Origin of the sequence: Corynebacterium sp. HMSC074C01 (genome assembly GCF_001814605.1) — a bacterium.
Taxonomy (GTDB): Bacteria; Actinomycetota; Actinomycetes; order Mycobacteriales; family Mycobacteriaceae; genus Corynebacterium.
This window is the reverse complement of record NZ_KV817297.1, coordinates 115,080-134,152: the sequence shown is the minus strand read 5'-3', so window position 1 is coordinate 134,152 and position 19,073 is coordinate 115,080. Positions and strand designations below refer to the sequence as shown.

Annotated in this window: 20 protein-coding genes and 3 tRNA genes; 13 read left to right on the top strand and 10 right to left on the bottom strand. The window is 59.8% G+C overall.

What is annotated here, in order from left to right:
• The first annotated feature begins 6 nt into the window (after positions 1-6).
• Complete coding sequence (locus HMPREF2978_RS09990; RefSeq protein ID WP_070524958.1) at positions 7-498, top strand: GNAT family N-acetyltransferase; 492 nt, start codon at positions 7-9, stop codon at positions 496-498.
• A gap of 44 nt (positions 499-542) precedes the next feature.
• Here HMPREF2978_RS09990 and HMPREF2978_RS09985 read toward each other — a convergent pair.
• Positions 543-615 (bottom strand) — tRNA-Ala (locus tag HMPREF2978_RS09985).
• Between the two features lie 170 nt (positions 616-785).
• Between HMPREF2978_RS09985 and HMPREF2978_RS09980 the strand changes: the two genes are divergently transcribed.
• On the top strand, positions 786-1,673 hold the full coding sequence (locus HMPREF2978_RS09980; protein WP_070524956.1) for a polysaccharide deacetylase family protein: 888 nt from the start codon (positions 786-788) through the stop codon (positions 1,671-1,673).
• A gap of 181 nt (positions 1,674-1,854) precedes the next feature.
• Here the strand turns inward: HMPREF2978_RS09980 and HMPREF2978_RS09975 are convergent.
• The 4 genes from HMPREF2978_RS09975 to gyrA form a co-directional block, all read right to left on the bottom strand.
• A tRNA-Ala gene (locus tag HMPREF2978_RS09975) sits at positions 1,855-1,927 on the bottom strand.
• Positions 1,928-1,936: 9 nt separating this feature from the next.
• Positions 1,937-2,013: transfer RNA gene (locus tag HMPREF2978_RS09970), tRNA-Ile, on the bottom strand.
• Between the two features lie 87 nt (positions 2,014-2,100).
• Positions 2,101-2,448 carry a DUF3566 domain-containing protein gene (locus HMPREF2978_RS09965; RefSeq protein WP_070524954.1) on the bottom strand — a complete coding sequence of 116 codons (348 nt, stop codon included), beginning with the start codon at positions 2,446-2,448 and terminating at the stop codon, positions 2,101-2,103.
• Positions 2,449-2,451: 3 nt separating this feature from the next.
• A complete protein-coding gene (gene gyrA, locus HMPREF2978_RS09960; protein WP_070524952.1) occupies positions 2,452-5,040 on the bottom strand; it encodes a DNA gyrase subunit A in 2,589 nt (862 codons plus the stop codon).
• 79 nt (positions 5,041-5,119) lie between these two features.
• Here gyrA and HMPREF2978_RS09955 point away from each other — a divergent pair, with 79 nt between their 5' ends.
• Genes HMPREF2978_RS09955 through HMPREF2978_RS09940 form a run of 4 tightly spaced genes read left to right on the top strand, consistent with a single transcriptional unit; the run spans position 5,120 to position 6,552 of the window.
• Positions 5,120-5,341: a CopG family transcriptional regulator gene (locus HMPREF2978_RS09955; RefSeq protein WP_070525256.1), complete on the top strand. Its 222-nt coding sequence runs from the start codon at positions 5,120-5,122 to the stop codon at positions 5,339-5,341.
• Positions 5,338-5,598 carry a cell filamentation protein Fic gene (locus HMPREF2978_RS09950; RefSeq protein WP_070524950.1) on the top strand — a complete coding sequence of 87 codons (261 nt, stop codon included), beginning with the start codon at positions 5,338-5,340 and terminating at the stop codon, positions 5,596-5,598. The genes HMPREF2978_RS09955 and HMPREF2978_RS09950 overlap by 4 nt, the downstream gene beginning before the upstream one ends.
• A 50-nt stretch (positions 5,599-5,648) precedes the next feature.
• Positions 5,649-6,095 (top strand): hypothetical protein, encoded by a 447-nt coding sequence (locus HMPREF2978_RS09945; protein ID WP_070745336.1) that lies wholly within the window; start codon positions 5,649-5,651, stop codon positions 6,093-6,095.
• A gap of 10 nt (positions 6,096-6,105) precedes the next feature.
• On the top strand, positions 6,106-6,552 hold the full coding sequence (locus HMPREF2978_RS09940) for a DUF6918 family protein (RefSeq protein WP_070524946.1): 447 nt from the start codon (positions 6,106-6,108) through the stop codon (positions 6,550-6,552).
• A 73-nt stretch (positions 6,553-6,625) separates the two neighbouring features.
• On the opposite strand, the gene gyrB is transcribed toward HMPREF2978_RS09940, so the two are convergent.
• The 5 genes from gyrB to dnaA all read right to left on the bottom strand — a co-directional run bounded on the left by gyrB (position 6,626) and on the right by dnaA (position 13,919).
• Entirely contained in the window at positions 6,626-8,671 is a 2,046-nt protein-coding gene (gyrB, locus tag HMPREF2978_RS09935; protein WP_070524944.1) for a DNA topoisomerase (ATP-hydrolyzing) subunit B, read from the bottom strand.
• A 130-nt stretch (positions 8,672-8,801) separates the two neighbouring features.
• Positions 8,802-9,350 carry a DciA family protein gene (locus HMPREF2978_RS09930; protein ID WP_010188103.1) on the bottom strand — a complete coding sequence of 183 codons (549 nt, stop codon included), beginning with the start codon at positions 9,348-9,350 and terminating at the stop codon, positions 8,802-8,804.
• The gene (recF, locus tag HMPREF2978_RS09925; RefSeq protein WP_070745333.1) at positions 9,337-10,515 is read right to left on the bottom strand and encodes a DNA replication/repair protein RecF; all 1,179 of its coding nucleotides are present in this window, start codon (positions 10,513-10,515) and stop codon (positions 9,337-9,339) included. The genes HMPREF2978_RS09930 and recF overlap by 14 nt, the downstream gene beginning before the upstream one ends.
• A gap of 5 nt (positions 10,516-10,520) precedes the next feature.
• Positions 10,521-11,702: a DNA polymerase III subunit beta gene (gene dnaN, locus HMPREF2978_RS09920; RefSeq protein ID WP_070745330.1), complete on the bottom strand. Its 1,182-nt coding sequence runs from the start codon at positions 11,700-11,702 to the stop codon at positions 10,521-10,523.
• A gap of 576 nt (positions 11,703-12,278) precedes the next feature.
• A complete protein-coding gene (gene dnaA, locus HMPREF2978_RS09915) occupies positions 12,279-13,919 on the bottom strand; it encodes a chromosomal replication initiator protein DnaA (protein ID WP_010188097.1) in 1,641 nt (546 codons plus the stop codon).
• A 799-nt stretch (positions 13,920-14,718) separates the two neighbouring features.
• On the opposite strand from dnaA, the gene rpmH reads away from it, so the two are divergent.
• Genes rpmH through HMPREF2978_RS09880 form a run of 7 tightly spaced genes read left to right on the top strand, consistent with a single transcriptional unit; the run spans position 14,719 to position 19,070 of the window.
• Positions 14,719-14,862, top strand: a complete 144-nt coding sequence (gene rpmH, locus HMPREF2978_RS09910; protein WP_003847033.1) for a 50S ribosomal protein L34 — start codon at positions 14,719-14,721, stop codon at positions 14,860-14,862.
• Between the two features lie 3 nt (positions 14,863-14,865).
• The gene (gene rnpA / locus HMPREF2978_RS09905; RefSeq protein WP_070444524.1) at positions 14,866-15,234 is read left to right on the top strand and encodes a ribonuclease P protein component; all 369 of its coding nucleotides are present in this window, start codon (positions 14,866-14,868) and stop codon (positions 15,232-15,234) included.
• Positions 15,222-15,500 (top strand): membrane protein insertion efficiency factor YidD, encoded by a 279-nt coding sequence (yidD, locus tag HMPREF2978_RS09900; RefSeq protein WP_070444526.1) that lies wholly within the window; start codon positions 15,222-15,224, stop codon positions 15,498-15,500. Before rnpA ends, yidD begins: the two co-directional genes overlap by 13 nt.
• A gap of 9 nt (positions 15,501-15,509) precedes the next feature.
• Positions 15,510-16,496: a membrane protein insertase YidC gene (gene yidC, locus HMPREF2978_RS09895; protein WP_070524940.1), complete on the top strand. Its 987-nt coding sequence runs from the start codon at positions 15,510-15,512 to the stop codon at positions 16,494-16,496.
• A 23-nt stretch (positions 16,497-16,519) separates the two neighbouring features.
• The gene (gene rsmG / locus HMPREF2978_RS09890; RefSeq protein ID WP_070524939.1) at positions 16,520-17,149 is read left to right on the top strand and encodes a 16S rRNA (guanine(527)-N(7))-methyltransferase RsmG; all 630 of its coding nucleotides are present in this window, start codon (positions 16,520-16,522) and stop codon (positions 17,147-17,149) included.
• Between the two features lie 10 nt (positions 17,150-17,159).
• Positions 17,160-18,008 (top strand): ParA family protein, encoded by an 849-nt coding sequence (locus HMPREF2978_RS09885; protein WP_070444533.1) that lies wholly within the window; start codon positions 17,160-17,162, stop codon positions 18,006-18,008.
• 6 nt (positions 18,009-18,014) lie between these two features.
• The gene (locus tag HMPREF2978_RS09880; protein ID WP_070524937.1) at positions 18,015-19,070 is read left to right on the top strand and encodes a ParB/RepB/Spo0J family partition protein; all 1,056 of its coding nucleotides are present in this window, start codon (positions 18,015-18,017) and stop codon (positions 19,068-19,070) included.
• Positions 19,071-19,073: the final 3 nt, after the last annotated feature.

Here is a 19,073-nt window from a genome sequence, read left to right as displayed (position 1 = left end):
TCTACCATGGGAGCTATGCATCTACTTTCCCTCACTGAAGCTGACCGCACTTACCTGGCACGTATCAATTTCCTCGCCGATACCTTTGGCAATGAGCACAAGGAACTCCCCGCGGGTTTCGAGGAAGGCTTTGACTACTACCTCGGCGGTTGGGAGCCTTCCCGCGGAGGTTTCATCGCCTGGGAAGGCCACGTCCCCGCCGGTGGCGTGTGGCTGAACTGGGGTACAGCGCAGCGCCATGGTTTCGGCCACGTTGCCGAGGGCATTCCGGAGCTCGCGCTAGCCGTAGAACCTCGCTTCCGCAGCCAAGGAGTGGGCACCATGCTTATCGACGCCGCCACCGAACTCGCCCGCGAGATGGGCGCCCCGGGTATCTCGCTCTCGGTGGCTAAAGATAACGACCGCGCCCACCGCCTTTATCTGCACCTTGGCTTTGAGCCAGTGGGCGAAAGCGATGATCACATCATTCTGGTCAAGCGCTTTAAGGCTGCTGAATAAGTCAACCATCAAAGTTAAAGGGCGCTCACTGTGTGAGCGCCCTGTGGAGCATAGGGGAATCGAACCCCTGACCTTTGCATTGCGAACGCAACGCTCTACCAACTGAGCTAATGCCCCAATACCTGTAGAGCGTACTCCTCCCAGTAGAAGCAGCGAAATCACCCCTAGGACGGGTCCAGCAAAACCTCAGAAGTCAACTTCTTTCACTCTAGTTGCGTGTCATTAGGGATAATGCACCTTCACCGGGCAGACAATAAGGGGTCTGAAAAAGTCTGTGGAAGGTTGTCATGCGCCGAAAAAGTGTTCTTGTCCGCTCCCTCATCGCCCTTGCCGCAGCCACGGCACTACCTAGCACGGCTGCCGCTGCGGAGCTTCCCGCACTCCCCCAGCCGGTGATTCAGCAGCCACAGCTACCGCAGCTCCCCGACGTCCAGAAGGACCTTAAGCAACTGGAGCGGGACGCCTACGACGCACTTCCCAAGGAGCTTCAAAACAGTCCTGTCTTTGCCGGCTCCTCGCGGCCGGCTGCGAAGCCCGCGCCGACCGGCAAACGGCAGTCGCAGTCGGTTGCTGATTCCACCTGCTCCAACTGCGTGGCTATCACCTATGACGATGGCCCCGGCGAGTTGACCGCTCAGCTCCTCGACACCCTGAAGGCCAAGGACGCCCAGGCCAGCTTCATGGTCTTAGCCCCCAGTGCCTCCACGCACCCGGAACTGCTGCACCGCATGAAGGCTGAGGGCCACACCGTGGGAAACCACACCGCAACCCACCGTGAGCTCAACAAGCTCTCCCCCAGCGACGTAGACGGCGAGATCAAGGCCGGTGCCGCGGCCATCAAGGCAGCGACGGGTGAGAACCCGCGGTGGATGCGTCCCCCGTACGGTGCCACCAACGGCACTGTGGAGGCCGCTGCGAAGGCTAATGGCCAGGCGCAAGCCCTGTGGTCCGTCGACACCGTGGATTGGAAGGACCGCAATTCTGAGCACGTCTGCGAGGCCGCGGTCAGCGGGGCGCAGCCCGGCTCCATCGTCCTCATGCACGACATTCACGCCACAACCGTAGGCGCCGCGGACTGCGTCATCGACGGTCTGCGCGCGAAAGGCCTAGAGCCGGTCAGCCTCGACCGCCTCATCCCCAATCCGCAGGCGGGAAGGCAGTACCTCACCCGCTAGCGCAGAGCGGCACGTGCTGGGGCCACGCTAAAGGCACCATGTGAAGACCTCCGGCGCGAAACCCCCAGGTGAATGGTTAAGGAGATCTGCATAAGGTGCCTCTAGTCTGGTCCTAGATCCCCTGAGCGGACAAATGCGAAAGGCGCCCAGCGTTTCCGCCGGGCGCCTTCCACTTATGCTGTGGAGCATAGGAGAATCGAACTCCTGACCTTCTGCTTGCAAAGCAGATGCTCTACCAATTGAGCTAATGCCCCATTGTTCCGTGGTGGGCCTAGCTGGAATCGAACCAGCGACCTCATCGTTATCAGCGATGCGCTCTAACCGACTGAGCTATAGGCCCTTGACCGGAACGAATAGTTACTCTACATAGGACCGGCGATCTATTACAAATCGCCTGGTCATATGTAGTTTTTCTCGGTGATATTCGCTAGTTACTCGGTTCGTCTTGGAGGCGAATCTTGAATCCGCCGAAGACGTCCACGATGGCGTTGTAGATCACCGCCATGATGGGCGCCAGGATGGTCATCAGCACAGCGATGATGGCACCAAACAGTGCGGCCGCAGAGACGACCAACCCGAAGGAGACCTCAAAGCCGCCGCCGACACCGCCGACGAGGCTATTGAAGGAATCCCAGATGCCCGCCTGGTCAAGGCCGACGTACAACAAGCACACGGCGATGAGCCAGGCCACGAGGCCGACGAGGGACATGGCCAAGCCAACGCGGAACGCCGACATGGGCGAAATCCGGGCGAGGTGAAGCTCTCGTCCAATCATGGGTTACTCCTCGTCCTTATCGGCATCCTTGCTGTCAGCTTCGTCCTGCTGGGAGTCTTCCCCAAGCTTGAGGTGCTCAGGTTTGACGTCCTCCACGGACTTCTCGCCCTTGGCTACTGCCTGGGCGTCTTCCTCGCCATCGTCCTCCACGTTGCGGTCGATGGCCAGCAGTTCGACGTCGTCAGCCAGATTGACCAAGCGCACGCCCATGGTGGCACGGGAGCTCGGGCGAATCTGGTTGACCTCAGTGCGGACAACGCCGCCAGCAGAGGTAATGGCGAAGATCTCGTCGTCTTCATCAACGGAGATGGCCGCAATGAGCTTGCCGCGCTTCGGTGTGTACTTGAAGGTCATCACGCCGAGGCCACCGCGGCCCTGCGGGGTGTACTCCTCAATCGCGGTGCGCTTGCCGTAGCCGCCAGAGGTGGTCACCAAGAGGAACTGACCGTCGCTGACCACAGACATGGACAGCAGCTGATCATCGCCGCGGAAACGCATGCCCTTCACGCCGGCAGTAGCGCGGCCCATCGGACGCAGCTGGTCATCGTCCGCGGTGAAACGGATGGCCTGACCCTGTTCAGAGGTGAGCAGGATGTCATCGCCCTCGTTGACCAGCTGGGCGCCGATCAGCGCATCGCCCTCGTTGAGGTTGATAGCGATGAGACCAGCGGAACGTGCAGATTCGTAGTCGGTGAGGCGGGACTTCTTTACGCGGCCCTGCTGGGTAGCAAGGACGAGGTAAGGAGCGTCCTCGTAGGACTGAATCTGGATGACCTGGGCGATCTTCTCCTCCGGCTGGAACTCCAGCAGGTTGGCCACGTGCTGGCCGCGGGCGGTGCGGCCAGCCTCCGGAAGCTCGTAGGCCTTGAGGCGGTAGACGCGACCGAAGTTGGTGAAGAACAGGATCCAGTCGTGCGTGGAGCAGACGAAGAAGTTCTTGACAATATCGTCCTGCTTTAGTTCCGCGCCGCGCACGCCCTTGCCACCGCGCTTCTGTGCCTTGTAGGCATCCACCTTGGTGCGCTTGGCATAACCGGTAGCGGTGATGGTGACAACGACGTTCTCGCGGGCGATGAGGTCCTCATCGCTAACGTCGCCGGAAGCGGCAACGATCTGGGTGCGGCGCTCATCACCGTACTTTTCGACGATCTCCTCCAGCTCATCGTGGACGATCTGACGCTGGCGCTCCTCGCGGGCCAGGATGTCCTTGAGGTCCGCGATGATCTCCTCGATCTCAGCCAACTCATCGATGATCTTCTGGCGCTCCAGGGCAGCAAGGCGGCGCAGGCGCATGGCCAGGATGGCATCGGCCTGGATCTCGTCGACGCCGAGAAGCTGCATCAGACCTTCGCGGGCCTCCTCCACCGTCGGGGAACGACGGATGAGCGCGATGACCTCATCGAGCATGTCGAGCGCCTTGACCAGACCGCGCAGAATGTGGGCGCGCTTCTCAGCCTCATCAAGGCGGAACTGGGTACGGCGGACGATGACCTCAATCTGGTGGGCCACGTAGTAGCTCAGCATCTGATCCAGACGCAGGGTACGCGGCACGCCATCGACGATGGAGAGCATGTTGGCGCCGAAGGAGGTCTGCAGCTGGGAGTGCTTGTACAGGTTGTTGAGGACAACGCGGGCCACAGCATCACGCTTGAGGGTGACCACGATGCGCATACCTACGCGGTCGGAGGACTCGTCCTCGATCTTGGCGATTCCCGCGATCTTGCCGTTGACCACGGACTCCGCGATGTTGGAGATCATGTTATCCGGGTTGACCTGGTAGGGCAGCTCAGTGATAACGATGGTCTGGCGGTTGCCCACCTCCTCGATGGAGGTGACGCCGCGCATGCGGATGGAGCCGCGGCCGGTGGTGTAGGCATCCTTGATGCCCTGATCGCCCACGATGAGGCCCGCAGTCGGGAAATCCGGACCCTTGACGCGCTCCATGCAGGCAGCCAAGGCTTCTTCCTCAGAAGCATTCGGGTTATCAAGCAACCAGTAAATAGCCTCCGCCAACTCGTTAAGGTTGTGCGGCGGGATATTGGTGGCCATACCGACGGCGATACCGCCGGAGCCGTTCATCAACAGGTTCGGAACGCGGGAGGGCAGGATAGTCGGCTCCTGCGTCTTGCCGTCGTAGTTCGGCGCAAAGTCAACGGTGTTTTCGCGGATATCACGCACCATCTCCATCGCCAGCGGCGTCATACGGCACTCGGTATAACGCATAGCTGCCGGGCCGTCATTACCGCGGGAGCCGAAGTTACCTTGGCCGTCGACCAGCGGGTAACGCATGTTCCATGGCTGGGCCAGGCGCACGAGGGTGTCGTAAATAGCGGAGTCACCGTGCGGGTGGAACTGGCCCATCGTGTCCGAGACCGGGCGGGCGGACTTTACGTAGCCGCGATCCGGGCGGTAGCCGGAGTCATACATGGCGTAGAGGATGCGGCGGTGGACAGGCTTAAGACCGTCACGCACCTCCGGCAGGGCGCGGCCGACAATGACGGACATGGCGTAGTCGATGTAGCTCGACTCCATCTCCTCATTGATGTCAATTGGTTGGATGCGATCGAAAAGATCACCGTTGTTATCACTCATAACGCCCTATCCTACCGTTCAGGGCCGTATAAAGCCGTTTGTGGCACAGCAGTGGTATCACAGTGATACCATTCGCGCTATGGCTATGACACTGCGCCTGACCCCAGAACAAGACCATGCGCTGACCTTGTTGGCTTCCGCGCAAGGCACCTCCAAACACGAAGCGGTGGTGCGAGCCGTAGTTGCGGCGGCCGCACGAACCCTCTCGGATGCTGCCGTGCAGGACACCGCGCGCCGGCTGCTGCCTGGGCGTGCGGAATTGGAGGCAGAGATCCGCCAAGCCCGGGGTGGGAGTCAGTGAACATAGAGCAATTGCTCCTCATAGCGCGGGAGTTCTGCCAGGCCCATCGGGTGCGGGTTACCGATTTTGCCGCCTTGGCCGCTGCAGCGGCCGCGAGTACGGCCACCGTCGAGGGAATTGCCGTCCATGGCAGCCGCACGGCGGCGGCTGAATCACTAGAAAAGATCTTACGCGCAGTCCCCGCGCTCAGCGGAAAGAATGAAGAATTCGCGCGATTTTGCGCCGAGGTCTATCTTTCTGTTGCAGAAGTTATGTAAGTTAAACATGATAAAGAAGTCTCTATTCCCTTGTAGGAAGGAATCCCCCTATGCCCTCGAAGTCTTTGAAGAAGTTCCTCGCCGCCGGTGTCGTGGCTACCACCCTCGCCACCGCCGCAACGCCAGCTGCGAGCGCTAAGACCGCCGACAATGACTGGCAGAACAACCTCAACCCCGACTTCGAGCAGGGCGAAGCCGGCTCCTCCCTCACCGGCTCCACCCCGATCGACATGACGCTCATCATCGGCGGTAGCATCGCCGCCGCAGCGGCACTGCTCAAACTAGTGGTGGATAACGTCCCGGCACTGCGCGCCCAGGTAGACGAGTTTGCCGTCCAGATCGGGATGGCCGGCTCCTCCGGTTCTTCTGAGAACAGCCGCCTCTACGAAGGTGGCCTCGACTTCGACCTCGAGCGCCTGGCCCGCACCAACGGCTTCCCGGAGATTGCTGACCAGCTCGCCGCGCTCAAGGCAGGCTCCACCGCACCGGCACAGTAAGCTCGCCTGTATGACAAACCTCACCCAGCTTCTCCAATCCCCTACCCGCAACGCCGTAGTGGCGGACTTGGCCACGGCCGCCGATGACACCGTCTCTTCGCTCTCCGGCATTTCCGGAATGGCCTTCAAAGGCGCTTTAGGCGCCGCCAAGAAGGCAGATTCTAAGGTCTTGTCCAAGGGAATCAACCACATGCTTCCGGAGTTGCTCAACAGCCTGGATTCCTACTGGAAGGAATTCGAAGGCTCTGAGCAGTCTGATTTCGGCACTTACCTGGACGGACGCAGCGCTGAGGTTACAGAGGTCATCATGAATACTGCGGACAAAGCCGCTGAAGACGTTAAAGCGCCTGGCATCGCCCGCACCTACAAGTCCCTGCGCGGCAAGGCCTCCTCTATCTTAGAGCCCAACGTGGCGATCATCGGCCGTGTTCTGCAGCGCCACATGGGCACTGTCTAAGAGCGCGCGCTTGACGACGAAAAAAGCCAGCACCTCAGTTGAGGTGCTGGCTTTTGCGGGTTTTACCTAGCGCTTAGACGTCAAGGAAGCGCACGTCCTTCGCACGGCGGGTAATGAAGGAGCGACGAGCAGACACATCATCACCCATGAGGATGGAGAAGAGCTCATCGGCGCGCTGCGCATCCTCCAGATCCACGCGGCGAAGCACGCGGGTGGTCGGATCCAGGGTGGTCTCCCACAGCTCAGCGGCGTTCATCTCACCCAGACCCTTGTAGCGCTGGATGCCGTCATCCTTATTGATCTTGCGTCCCTGCTCCAAGCCCTCGGCGAGCTGCTCGTCGCGCTCCGCATCAGAGAAGGCGTAGCCCGGCTGGCCCTTGCCCCACTTCAGCTTGTACAGCGGCGGGTTAGCCAGGAAGACGTGGCCATCCTCCACCAACTGCGGCATGAAACGGAAGAGCAGAGTCAACAGAAGCGTGGCGATGTGCTGGCCGTCAACGTCGGCGTCGGCCATAAGCACGATCTTGTCGTAGCGCAGCTTGGAAATATCGAATTCTTCGTGGATGCCCGTGCCCAAGGCAGTAATGATGGCCTGGACCTCAGCGTTCTTCAGAACCTTGTCCATGCGGGCCTTTTCCACGTTGAGGATCTTGCCGCGCAGCGGCAGGATGGCCTGGAACATGGAATCGCGGCCGCCCTTGGCGGAACCACCTGCGGAGTCACCCTCCACGATATAAAGCTCAGTGCGCTTCGAGTCCTTGGAACGGCAATCCGCCAACTTACCCGGAAGGCCACCGAGGTCACCGGCGGACTTGCGGCGTACCAACTCGCGAGCCTTTCGCGCAGCCACTCGGGCGTGCGCGGAGGACACGGCCTTATTGATGATGACCTTGGCCTCAGCCGGGTTGGCATCGAACCAATCGTTGAGGTGCTCATTAACGGAGCGCTGGACAAATCCTCGAATCTCCGAGTTACCCAGCTTCGTCTTAGTCTGGCCTTCGAACTGCGGATCCCCAACCTTGACGGAAATGACGGCGGCCAGGCCTTCGCGGCAGTCTTCGCCGGAAAGATTGCCATCCTTTTCCTTGAGGAGCTTGTGCTCCTTGGCGTAGCGGTTCATCAGGGAGGTCAGCGCCGCGCGGAAGCCTTCCTCGTGCGTGCCGCCTTCATGAGTGTTAATGGTGTTGGCGAAGGTGTGGACGGACTGCTTGTAGCCCTGGTTCCACTGCAGCGCGATTTCCACCTCATGGTCCTCACCCTTAACGTCGAAAGCAACGATGGTGGGGTGGATGGCGGTCTTGTTCTTGTTGAGGTGCTCAACATAATCCTGCAGACCGTTTGGGTAGTGGTAGGTGACTTCCTTCTTCTTGGAAGTCTTCTCCTCGCTACCTTCGCCGTCCTTTTCAGACTTTTCCTTCTCATCGAGGGAGCTCAGGCTCACGGCGGAGTCGCCGGCTTCGGCGATCTCCTCCAGTTCGGCCTGTTCCTTGGAGATGGCGCGCTCATCGCGCAGCACGATGGTCAGGCCCTTGTTCAGGAAGGCCATCTCCTGCAGGCGGCGAGCGATCGTGTCGTAATTAAATTCGACGGTCTCGAAGATCTCCGGGTCCGGCCAGAAGCGGATGGTGGTTCCGGTACCGCGAGCATTATCGCCTTCAACGAGTTCATCCGGGATGGCGTTGTTGAAGTTCTGGTACCAGTGCTTGCCGTCGCGCTTGATATCCGCCTCCACACGGGTGGACAAAGCATTGACCACGGAGATACCCACGCCGTGGAGGCCGCCGGAAACGGCATAAGATTCTGAGTCGAACTTACCGCCAGCGTGCAGCTGGGTCATGACCACCTGGACGGTGGGAACACCGGAGGCGTGCATTTCCACCGGGATACCACGACCGTTATCGATGACCTCAATGCCGCCATCCTCGCGGAGGGTGACGATGACCTTGTCGGCATAACCTGCCATCGCCTCATCGACGGAGTTATCAACGATCTCCCAAATCAGGTGGTGCAGGCCACGGGCACCGGTGGAGCCGATGTACATACCGGGGCGCTTACGGACAGCCTCGAGGCCCTCCAGAATTGTGATTGACCCCGCATCATATGCGTGTTGTTCAGCCACGGATTCGTGTTCTCCTTTTGGCTAGAGCTAAATCTAAGACTTTAGCCATTCTACACTGTGTCCCCCCACGCAAGGGCACTGCACGCCCGTGAGAGACCCAAATTTGCGTGAATTTCGCGGTCGCCCAAAATCAGCCGTACGTATCTTGCGAACCTTGCGGCTTGACCCATTGGCGGCCCTCATAGTTGCGGTGCTGCTTGGGGCCCTGAATGTGCAGCTTAACCACCACGTCCGGGCCGAGGCGATCAGCAATCTTCTGCAAAATGGGCCGCTGCAAGTAACGCAGCTCGGTGGCCCAGCTAGAAGAATCACACGCCACGTAGACAACCTGCTCCTTGATGGTGAGCGGTTGCGTGTGCGCGGCGATGCGCTCGCCGACGAGGTTTTCCCAATTGCCCATGACCCAACCATGAGCTAATTCGTGTTCCCAGCCGCGTTTGCCAATCTCTCGTTGGATCTGTGCGCCGAGGCTAGGGATCTCGAGGCTGCGGCGTCTGCGACGGCCATCAGGACCGCTCGGCCTACCACGCTGATAGGGCTTTGGCTGCTTCTCGGAAGATGTCGGGGCCACGTTCATTTTGGGCGCCGGTTTATTGAGCTTCGGCGGATTCTTGGAGTTGCTTCGTGTGCGCTCGAAGAGCGCCTTGACCGGATCGAAGTCCTGCTCAGTCATCTTCATCACCGCCCGCTGTATACGGAGCGATCTCAGAAATCCGGCCTTCGTCGGTATCCCGGACCGTGACCGTAAAACGTTCGATGGGCTGCAAGTTTCCGGGCAAATCCTCATCCACCGCCGCAGTGATCAGCACCTGTTCCGCGCCCGCCGCGAGGCGGACGAGTTTCTCGCGGCGCTTGGCATCCAGCTCAGCGAAAACATCATCGAGGATGAGGATCGGATCAGTGCCGTCTTGGCGCAGCAGGTTGAACTCCGCCAGCCGCAGAGAGATGGCATACGACCAGGTCTCGCCGTGGCTAGCAAAGCCCTTGGTGGGGCTCGTGCCAAGGTTAAGCACCAGATCGTCGCGGTGCGGTCCGACGAGTGAGATGCCGCGTTCGATCTCTCGTTGGCGCTTCGTGGCCAGCTCGGTGAGCATCATGGCCTCGATGACCTCGCGGTCTGAGATGTCCACGGTGGACTTGTAGTCAATGGCGGCCGGACGCGATTCCGGGGCGAGCCCGGCATAGGCGGCGGGGATGAGCTCGCGGAGTTCGTCGACAAGCGCAAGGCGTGCCTGAATCACCTGCGCGCCGAGGGAAGATAGCTGCGTATCCCACACGTCGAGAGTCGCCAGCGCCGAGGCACCATCACTGTCGCTGTAGCCGCGGCGCAAGCTTGGCGACGCCGACTTCAACAACGCATTGCGCTGCTTGAGCACCTTGTCATAATCAGCCTTCACACCAGCCAAACGCGGCGTGCGTGAGGCAATGATGTCATCCAGATACTGGCGGCGCGCTGCCGGTTCGCCGCGCACGAGGGACAAATCCTCCGGGGAAAATAACACGGTTTTCACCACGCCCAGGAGCTCACGCGGGGATTTCAGGCGCGTGCGGTTGATCTGAGCCTGGTTGGCCGCGTGGGGTTTGATCAAAAGGTGCGCAGTGAGCTCTCTGCCCTGGTTCACCGCCGTGGCGGAGATACGAGCATTGTGCGCACCCTGGCGCACGAGGGGGGCATCGTGGGCCACGCGGTGTGAGGATAGATGCGCGGTATACCCGATGGCCTCGACGATGTTGGTTTTGCCGAAACCGTTGCGGCCGACAAACAGGGTAATTCCCGGTTTCAGCCTGAGGGTGAGCTCGGGCCAGGAGCGGAAGTCCCTGACATCGAGATCGCGAATATACATATGGCCTAGCCTGGCAAGCGCACCGGCATCAAGAGGTAGGTGAAATCAGTTTCCGGGGTGGGGAAAGAGCCGTCTTCGTTGGCTGCTGGCAGCTCTTCCGGTTCCGGAATCATGATTGCCGGGCGCGAAGGTTCGGTAAAGCCGAAGACCACGCGATCCGTGTGAACCACAGCCAAACCATCCTTGAGGTAGGACGGGTTGAAAGCAATGACAAAATCCTCACGGCCGTTGAAGGCGCACGGCAAAGTCTCGCTCGCGCGACCGGAATCCGCACCGGCCGCCAAGGTCACCTCACCTTCGCTGAACTCCATGCGGATCTGAGCGTTGCGATCCGTCAACAGCGAGACGCGGCGAATGGCTTCCTGGAGCGGAGCAACCTCAATGCTGGCCATGGCGCTGTGGGTCTTGGGTAGCAGCGGTGCCACGTTGGGGAAATCCGCATCCAGCATGCGGGTGGTGGTCTCGCGGTTATCCGCATGCAGGCCAAATAGGCCTTCCGCAGCGATGTTCTCACCCGTGCCCACGGCAATTTCTACCGGGATGTTGAGGTGCGTGTCCAAGGAGCGGCCGGTCTCCTGCAGGGTCTTGGCCGGGACAAGAAGCTTGGCCTGGACATCAGAAGATACTGGCTCCCACTCGAAGGTGCGCATGGCCAAGCGGAAACGGTCCGTAGCCGTCATTTCCACGTGGGAACCATTGATGTCGATGTGCACACCGGTGAGCATCGGCAGGGTGTCATCCTTGCCGGCAGCCGCAACAACCTGGCTGATGGCCTCCACGAAGAGCTGCGGGTTAATGGTGCCGGTGACCTCCGGCAGGACGGGAAGCTGAGGGTAATCATCTAGCGGAATGAGCGGTAGCTCGAAACGGGAGGAACCACAGATCAACAAAACCTTGTTGTCTTCCTGCGTCATCTCGATTTCCTTGTTGGGCAAGGAAGCAACGATGTCAGAGAGCAACTTACCGGCCACGGCGATGCGTCCCGGCTCATCCACCATGCCAGCGATACGCACGCGGGTGGAGACTTCGTAGTCGAAGCCGGTGAATTCCAAACCATTGTCATCCGCGGTGATCAGCATGGCGCGCAGTACCGGTTGGGTGACCTTCGAGGGAAGGCTGCGCGCGACCCACGCTACGGCGTTGGCGAGGTCATCTTTGGCAACGCGAAATGACACGGACTGCTCCATGGTGGTGAGACGCTCCTCTAGTTGCGGATGGAAGATTCTTGCAAGCTCACTCCAACTTACAGGATCAGCGTCGAAGCACAGGATTTTGTCATTTACCTTCTGTGCTTCCCGATAAGGGCGTGCGGTGAGGCCAGGCGCCAACGAATCACACACATCCTTTTTCTTCTTAGTTAGGGAGAAAACAAAATAGGAGTAGTAATAAGCGCTGTGGGATCTGTGGACAACCCAGTAAAAGCCAAGCTCTGAGCGGCGAACCGATCTGTGAGTCAGGGTGTGGGATCACTGTGATCAAATGACAAGAAATGTGAGTAACTGGGTCGGGGTCAAAGTTATCCACAATCCATCCCCAGATCTATCCCTGCTGATCACAGGGTTAACCACAAGGGCAATGTGCCCTCTGATCTGCTGTGGAAGAAGAAAACGTGACAAGGATCTACAAATTACAACAATGAAATTACACAGCTGTGAATAACGGTGTGGATAACTTTTTGGTGGATCGCAAAGACGCCCCTGCCCACACCCGCGGGGGAGGTTGCTGCGGGAAATGGGAGGGGCGTCGCCAAGCGTTGCGTGCTGCTAACGCTGGTTGTGATTCTTCACGCGCTGAGTCAGCGCCTGGATCTCGTCGTAGGTATTCCGGTTCTCAGTCATCTCCTTACGGATCTTGCGGTCCGCATAGATGACGGTGGTGTGGTCCTTGCCGCCGAACTGGTCACCAATCTTTGGCAGGGAGAGCTCAGTGAGCTCGCGACACAGATACATCGCCAGCTGGCGGGCATGGGCCACGGCGCGCTTCTTACCAGAACCGCGCAGGGTATCCACGTCGATGTTGAAGTAGTCCGCCGTCACTTCGATGATGGCTGCCGCGGTGATCTGGCGATCTGCAGAATCCGGGGCCAGATCATGCAGAGCAATCTCCGCCATCTCCAAACTGATCGGCTCATTGACCAGAGAGGAATAGGCAGAAACGCGGATGAGCGCACCTTCGAGCTCGCGGATCGAAGATTCGAAGCGAGAGGCGATGAGCTCGAGAACCGAGCGATCGACGTCTGTGCCGTCCGCGGAGGCCTTCTTCATGAGAATGGCGATGCGCGTCTCTAGGTCTGGCGGCTGAATGTCTGTAATCAGCCCGCCTTCGAAGCGTGTGCGGAGGCGATCTTCCAGCGTGGTCAGCTGCTTCGGTGGGCGGTCGGAGGACAAAATGATCTGTTTATTGGCCTGGTGCAGCGCATTGAAGGTGTGGAAGAACTCTTCCTGCGTGGACTCCTTGCCTTCTAGGAACTGGATGTCATCAACCATGAGGATGTCCAGGTTGCGGTAGCGGCGCTTGAAGGATTCCTGGCGGTCATCACGCAGGGAGTTGATGTAGTCGTTGGTGAATTCCTCCGAGGAAACGTACTTCACGCGCAGTCCCGGGTGCAGGACCTGGGCGTAGTTGCCGGCCGCGTGCAGCAGGTGCGTTTTGCCGAGGCCGGAACCGCCCCAAATAAAGAGTGGGTTATAGGCGCGCGCGGGGTTCTCCGCGACGGCTACGGCAGCGCCGTTAGCAAAGCGGTTGGAGGAACCGATGACGAAGTTCTCAAAGGTGTGCTTCGGGTTGAGAGACTTTTCTCGGTTCGGGTTGTGTGCTGGCTCCTCCCGCGGGATCCGTGCCCCGGTTGCTTCGGGGTAGCCACTGGGAGCGGTGCTCTGTTGCTCGCTGTAGTGTTGCGCCAATTCATCGAGGCTGGCCGGGGAATGCGCGGCCTCCCATGAGCGCGGCTGATGGTGGTTTGGTGTCTCTGGCTGGGAAGCTGGAGCGGGCTGAGTGGACTGGGTGGGCTGCTGGAAAGCCTGAGTCTGGTGCCCCATGCCGTGCTCGGGAGCCTCGGTTTGAATAGGGCGTTGAGGCGCGGGTGCTGGGGGCTCTTCCTGTGGTGCCGGCTGCGGTGGCGCCGCAATGGTCACAGCCAAAGAACAGGGGCGACCCATGTGCTGCGATAAAGCGCGGGTGATGTACTCCCCTAGTTCAGTTTCGATGACAGTTTTGGCGTTCTCGTGCGGCGCGGCGATCAACGCGTAGCCATCACCGATCATGATGGGTTCGACGAGTTGAAGGTTGAGGCGCTGGCTATGGGAGAAGTTGGGGACATCCGAGTTCGGTTGCTCGGACTGAGCCAGCAAATCACTGACCACAGCTTTCCAGCTGGCCCGGAGGGCTGCTTGCGGATCGGACACAACGCCTACCTTCTGTGTAGTTAAAGTTCACGCGGTGCTGCCGAAGAGGCGGCCACACCTATGTGGTTCTGGGAAGAAGTGGCCTTGAGAACCAAAATATTTACTGCGTGACTCTGGGTGAGAATCGGGGATGGACGGATGGATAAGAAAGAGATACGGAACGAGAAATCACAAGAAGTTTGTGATTTCCACCGGAGATTCCACACGATGTTTTAGCGCGTAACCTCGGTTTCCACAAAGTTATCCACAGGTGTGGATAGGTGGTTTATCCACAGCCTATCTTATGACTGTGGATAACTATGAATTGGCTCCTTAATGCAGTTTACCTGCGTAAACAGCAAAAGTCTCAAGTTATGATTGAGAGTTATCCACATCCTGTGGGTGACTGTGGAATTCGATTCCTCAGTTGTACCGCGTTATAGGGGCGCTGTCTAACGCGCTTTTATGCGCGCTCGACACGGTGGCGCCTAGCGCGGTGGGCGGACAGCGGGAGGGGGCGCTAGCCGCGCTGCATGTGGGCAAAAAGTGGCGTCCTAGCTGCGGATAAAAACATCCTTGTAATTTCGGGGACACCCAGTGTGTCGATTTGTTTCGCGCACTATCTGTCACGTAACCTGTGATGGTCTATCGCAACAGTGCATGGTGCACATGTTGCATGTGGGAATGCCTCGCCACGCCTCACGGCGCTTAAAGTGCGAAGCCTCATCCCCACGTACACCATTCATTAGTGGATGTTTAAGCCCACCGCCATCAGTGGCGCGAGGCTGTGCCATCCACCAACAACTTCAAGGAGTTAATCGTGGCAAAGGGTAAGCGTACCTTCCAGCCGAACAACCGTCGTCGCGCTCGCAAGCACGGCTTCCGTACCCGCATGAGCACCCGCGCCGGCCGCGCCATCGTCGCCGCTCGTCGCAAGAAGGGTCGCGCTAAGCTCACCGCTTAATTCATGCTTCCAGCCCAGCACAAGCTCACGTCCCCGAGGCAATTTCGGAGGACCATCAAGGGCGGGCGCCGGGCGGGCACGCGCACTGTCGTCGTGCATTTGCGCTTTAATGACGGTGAAGACGCCATCGCGGCCACTGGGCCGCGGTTCGGTCTCATCGTGTCGAAGGCCGTCGGGAATGCCGTGGTTCGCCACCGCACCTCCCGACGGCTTCGTCATGTGTGCATGTCCCTCATGCGCGATGGTGTCAAAGGGACAATGCTGCCCGCCAACGTTGACATCGTTATCCGCGCCTTGCCCGCCAGCGGTGATGCCACCAGTGAGCGCCTTGAGCGTGATATCCGCAAAGCGCTACGCACATGGGATATCTGAACTCCCAAGGTGAGGAGATTCCCGAAGCCCGCGGCTTCGGAAGAGTCCTAGTTCACGGGGTGCGCTTCTACCAAAAGCACTTGTCAGGCCTTAAGATGGTCTCCACCTGTCGTTTTGAACCGACGTGCAGTGCCTATGCCCTCGAAGCCATTTCCATCCATGGAGCCTTCAAGGGGACGGGCATGGCGCTTGCCAGGTTATGCAAGTGCGGTCCCTGGCACCCGGGCGGGTTTGATCCGGTACCGACCAAACAACAACTGAGGTAAACAACTCTCGTGCTTAATTTCATCTATTGGCCAATTTCAGCCGTCTTGTGGTTCTGGCATTGGCTCTTGAGCTTCGTTCTTGATTCCGCATGGGGCGGAACCTGGATCATTGCCATCGTTCTTCTGACGTGGACGCTTAAGGCCATCATGGTCAAGCCGACCATCACGCAGCTGCGCTCCTCCCGCAAGATGCAGGAGATCCAGCCGCAAATCCAGGAACTGCGCACCAAGTACGCCAATGACCAGACCAAGGCGGCGCAGGAGATGCAGCGCATCTACAAGGAATCTGGCGTGCGCCCGGTGGCGGGCTGCTTGCCTATGTTCGCGCAGATCCCGATGTTCATTGGTCTGTTCCACGTGCTGCGCTCCTTCGACCGCACTGTTGCTGTCGCCGGTGGCATTGGCCACCCGGCGGGTGACGCCATGTCGGAGGAAATGAACGCCTCCATCGCCAACTACATCTTCGAACCCGCGCTGGTGAAGGAGTTCGTCGATGCCAAGATCTTCGGTGTGCCGCTGGTGGCCAACCTACGCCTGGACTCTGGTCTGGAGATCATTAAGGAAACCACCACCGCGCAGGCGGCCGTCATCATCGTGCCGCTCATCGCCATCATTGCGACGCTCACGCACTTCAACGCCCGCATGACGCTGAACCGTCAGGAGGCTCGCCGCGCCGCCGGCAAGACCGCTACCCCGCAGGGCCAGAATGCGGAGATGATGCAACAGCAGATGGCCATGATGAACAAGATGATGCTGTGGTTTATGCCGGCAATGCTGGTGTTCTCCGGTTTCATCTGGCCCATCGGCCTTCTCTTCTACATGTTGGCCAACACCGTGTGGACCTTCTTCCAGACCCGCATCGTCTACGCCAAGATGGACCGCGAGGAAGAAGAGGAGGCAGCCGCTAAGGCTGAGCTCAAGCGCACCTCTGCTCCGAAGCCGGGCGCACGCAAGAAGGACAATCGCTCCAAGAAGCAGCGCCGCAAGAACAACTAGAACTTAACCCAGGAGTTTTCACAGTGACTGAATCTGTGTCCGACACTGTGCCACTGGACCCGTCTGACGTCTTCGGATCGCGTCTGCCGCTCGCGCAGAAATACCACGATTCGCTGGCTACGGACGGGTCCACCCGTGGTTTTATAGGCCCCCGCGAGGTCCCGCGCCTCTGGGAGCGCCATCTCATCAACTGCGCCGTGGTCGCCGAAGTCATGCCGCAGGGCGCCACGCTTATCGACGTCGGCAGTGGCGCCGGCCTCCCCGGTATCCCGCTCGCCATCGCGCGACCTGACCTTAAGATCACTCTCATCGAGCCTTTGCTGAAGCGCTCGACCTACCTCAACGAGGTCGTTGATCTGCTGGGGCTGGATAACGTCACCGTCATTCGCGGCCGCGCCGAGGAAGGTCCAGTGAAGAAGGCCGTTAAGGGTGCCGACATCGTGACTTCCCGCGCGGTGGCCCCGCTGGGAAAGCTGGCCAAGTGGTCCCTGCCGCTGGTGCGCAAAGGCGGCGAGATGATTGCTCTCAAGGGTTCCTCAGTGCATGAGGAGCTAGAGCGCGATGCTGCTGATATCAAGCGCGCCGGTGGCGGAAAAGCCGAGGTCATGACCATCCACGGCACCACGATTATCCGTGTCCCGCGCGTGAACTAAAGTAGACGGCATGACTCATCCTCGTCTTATCACCATCGCGAACCAGAAAGGTGGCGTGGGTAAAACCACCTCCGCCGTCAACCTTGCCGCCGCGCTTGCTGAGGCCGGCAAGAAGGTCCTGGTGATCGACTTGGACCCGCAGGGCAACGCCTCCACCGCGGTAGGCGCGGAGCACACCTCCGGCACCAAATCCAGCTATGAGGTTTTGTTGGGTGACTGCAGCGCGGAGGATGCGATGCAGCACTCCCCCGATGATGAGAACCTCTACTGCATCCCGGCCACCATCGACCTCGCTGGCGCAGAGATTGAAATGGTCTCTCTGGTCCGCCGCGAGTTCCGCCTCTATGACGCCCTGCACAATGGCTTCCTCGAGGAGCATGGCTTTGAGTACGTTTTTATCGACTGCCCACCTTCCCTAGGCTTGCTCACCATCAATGCGATGACGTGTGCAGAAGAAGTTATTATTCCCATCCAGTGTGAGTACTACGCCTTGGAGGGCGTGGGCCAGCTGCTGGGCAATATCTCCATGATCCGGGAGCACCTCAACGAGGACCTTCACATCTCCGGTGTGCTGCTCACCATGTTTGACGCCCGCACCAAGCTGGCAGAGCAGGTGGCTAATGAGGTGCGTGAGCAATTCGGCGCCGTCGTCTTGGGCAACGTCATCCCGCGTTCTGTGCGCGTTTCGGAGGCGCCGGGCTATGGTAAGACAGTTATTGCTTATGACCCGTCGTCGACGGGCGCCCGCGCCTACTCCGCCGCTGCACGCGAGCTGGACAAGCGCGGAGACTACACGCCGCACCCCACCACGGGTGCCATTGGCGTGAGCCCAGAGATTTTCGCGGAATTGGAAGGATAGGACACCGTGGCAGATAAGAAGGCAGAGCAGAAGCCGGAGCAGCGCCAGGGCGGCCTTGGCAAGGGACTGGCCGCTCTCATTCCGTCTGGCCCGGGTGCGCCCTCCCGCAAGCCGCGCCTTGGGGATTCGGCGGCTGACATTATCCTTGGCGCTTCGACCGGCGGGGCTCACGGATCTGCGCCGAAAAAGGTGCAGGGTGCGCCCACCATCCAGCAGTCTTCTGGCTCGAAGAAGCGGCAGGCCAAGCCTTCGGTGATTGGTGCGACGTACCGCGAGATCTCCGTCGGGGACATCATGCCCAACCCGAAGCAGCCGCGTACTGTCTTCGATGAGGATGAGCTAGCGGAGCTGGTCCACTCCATCAAGGAATTCGGGCTGCTGCAGCCGGTCGTGGTCCGCCCTGCTGAGGAGGGCGGCTTCGAACTCATCATGGGTGAGCGCCGCTGGCGCGCCTCCTCCAAGGCAGGCCTGGCCACCATCCCAGCTATCGTGCGCGATACCAAGGATGATGATCTGCTGCGGGATGCCCTGCTGGAGAACATCCACCGCGTGCAGCTCAACCCATTGGAAGAGGCTCACGCCTACCAGCAGCTGCTGGAGGAATTTGGTGTAACCCAGAACGAGTTGGCTGATCGCATCGGCCGCTCCCGCCCTCAGGTCACCAACATGATTCGCTTGCTCAAGCTGCCGGTCAGTGTGCAGAAGCGCGTTGCCGCTGGCACCTTGTCTGGCGGCCACGCCCGCGCGCTGCTGGGCCTGCCGGATGCTGAGGCCATGGAGCTCATTGCCAACCGCATTGTGGCCGAGGGCCTGTCTGTGCGCGCCACGGAGGAAGCTGTCACCCTATACAAGCGGGATGGTAAGCCGGCCGAGCCAACGAAGAAGCCTGCCGCTCCACAGCCGCAGTTCTTCACCGATTCCGCTGAACGTCTGGCAGATCGCTTCGACACCAAGGTCACCGTCACCATGGGCAAGCGCAAGGGCAAGATGGTCGTCGAATTCGGCGACCAGGAAGATTTCGAGCGCATTCTGGCCCTCATTGAGGGCAAGGAAAGTAGCTAGCCC

Bases quoted from the DNA above. Each gene is read 5' to 3' on its own strand.
- gyrA (WP_070524952.1), bottom strand. From the start codon at position 5,040: ATGAGTGATAACAACGGTGATCTTTTCGATCGCATCCAACCAATTGAC.
- HMPREF2978_RS09885 (WP_070444533.1), top strand. From the start codon at position 17,160: ATGACTCATCCTCGTCTTATCACCATCGCGAACCAGAAAGGTGGCGTG.
- HMPREF2978_RS09955 (WP_070525256.1), top strand. From the start codon at position 5,120: ATGGCTATGACACTGCGCCTGACCCCAGAACAAGACCATGCGCTGACC.
- HMPREF2978_RS09945 (WP_070745336.1), top strand. From the start codon at position 5,649: ATGCCCTCGAAGTCTTTGAAGAAGTTCCTCGCCGCCGGTGTCGTGGCT.
- HMPREF2978_RS09940 (WP_070524946.1), top strand. From the start codon at position 6,106: ATGACAAACCTCACCCAGCTTCTCCAATCCCCTACCCGCAACGCCGTA.
- rnpA (WP_070444524.1), top strand. From the start codon at position 14,866: ATGCTTCCAGCCCAGCACAAGCTCACGTCCCCGAGGCAATTTCGGAGG.
- yidD (WP_070444526.1), top strand. From the start codon at position 15,222: ATGGGATATCTGAACTCCCAAGGTGAGGAGATTCCCGAAGCCCGCGGC.
- recF (WP_070745333.1), bottom strand. From the start codon at position 10,515: ATGTATATTCGCGATCTCGATGTCAGGGACTTCCGCTCCTGGCCCGAG.
- HMPREF2978_RS09990 (WP_070524958.1), top strand. From the start codon at position 7: ATGGGAGCTATGCATCTACTTTCCCTCACTGAAGCTGACCGCACTTAC.
- HMPREF2978_RS09930 (WP_010188103.1), bottom strand. From the start codon at position 9,350: ATGAAGATGACTGAGCAGGACTTCGATCCGGTCAAGGCGCTCTTCGAG.
- HMPREF2978_RS09980 (WP_070524956.1), top strand. From the start codon at position 786: ATGCGCCGAAAAAGTGTTCTTGTCCGCTCCCTCATCGCCCTTGCCGCA.
- HMPREF2978_RS09965 (WP_070524954.1), bottom strand. From the start codon at position 2,448: ATGATTGGACGAGAGCTTCACCTCGCCCGGATTTCGCCCATGTCGGCG.
- dnaN (WP_070745330.1), bottom strand. From the start codon at position 11,702: ATGGAGCAGTCCGTGTCATTTCGCGTTGCCAAAGATGACCTCGCCAAC.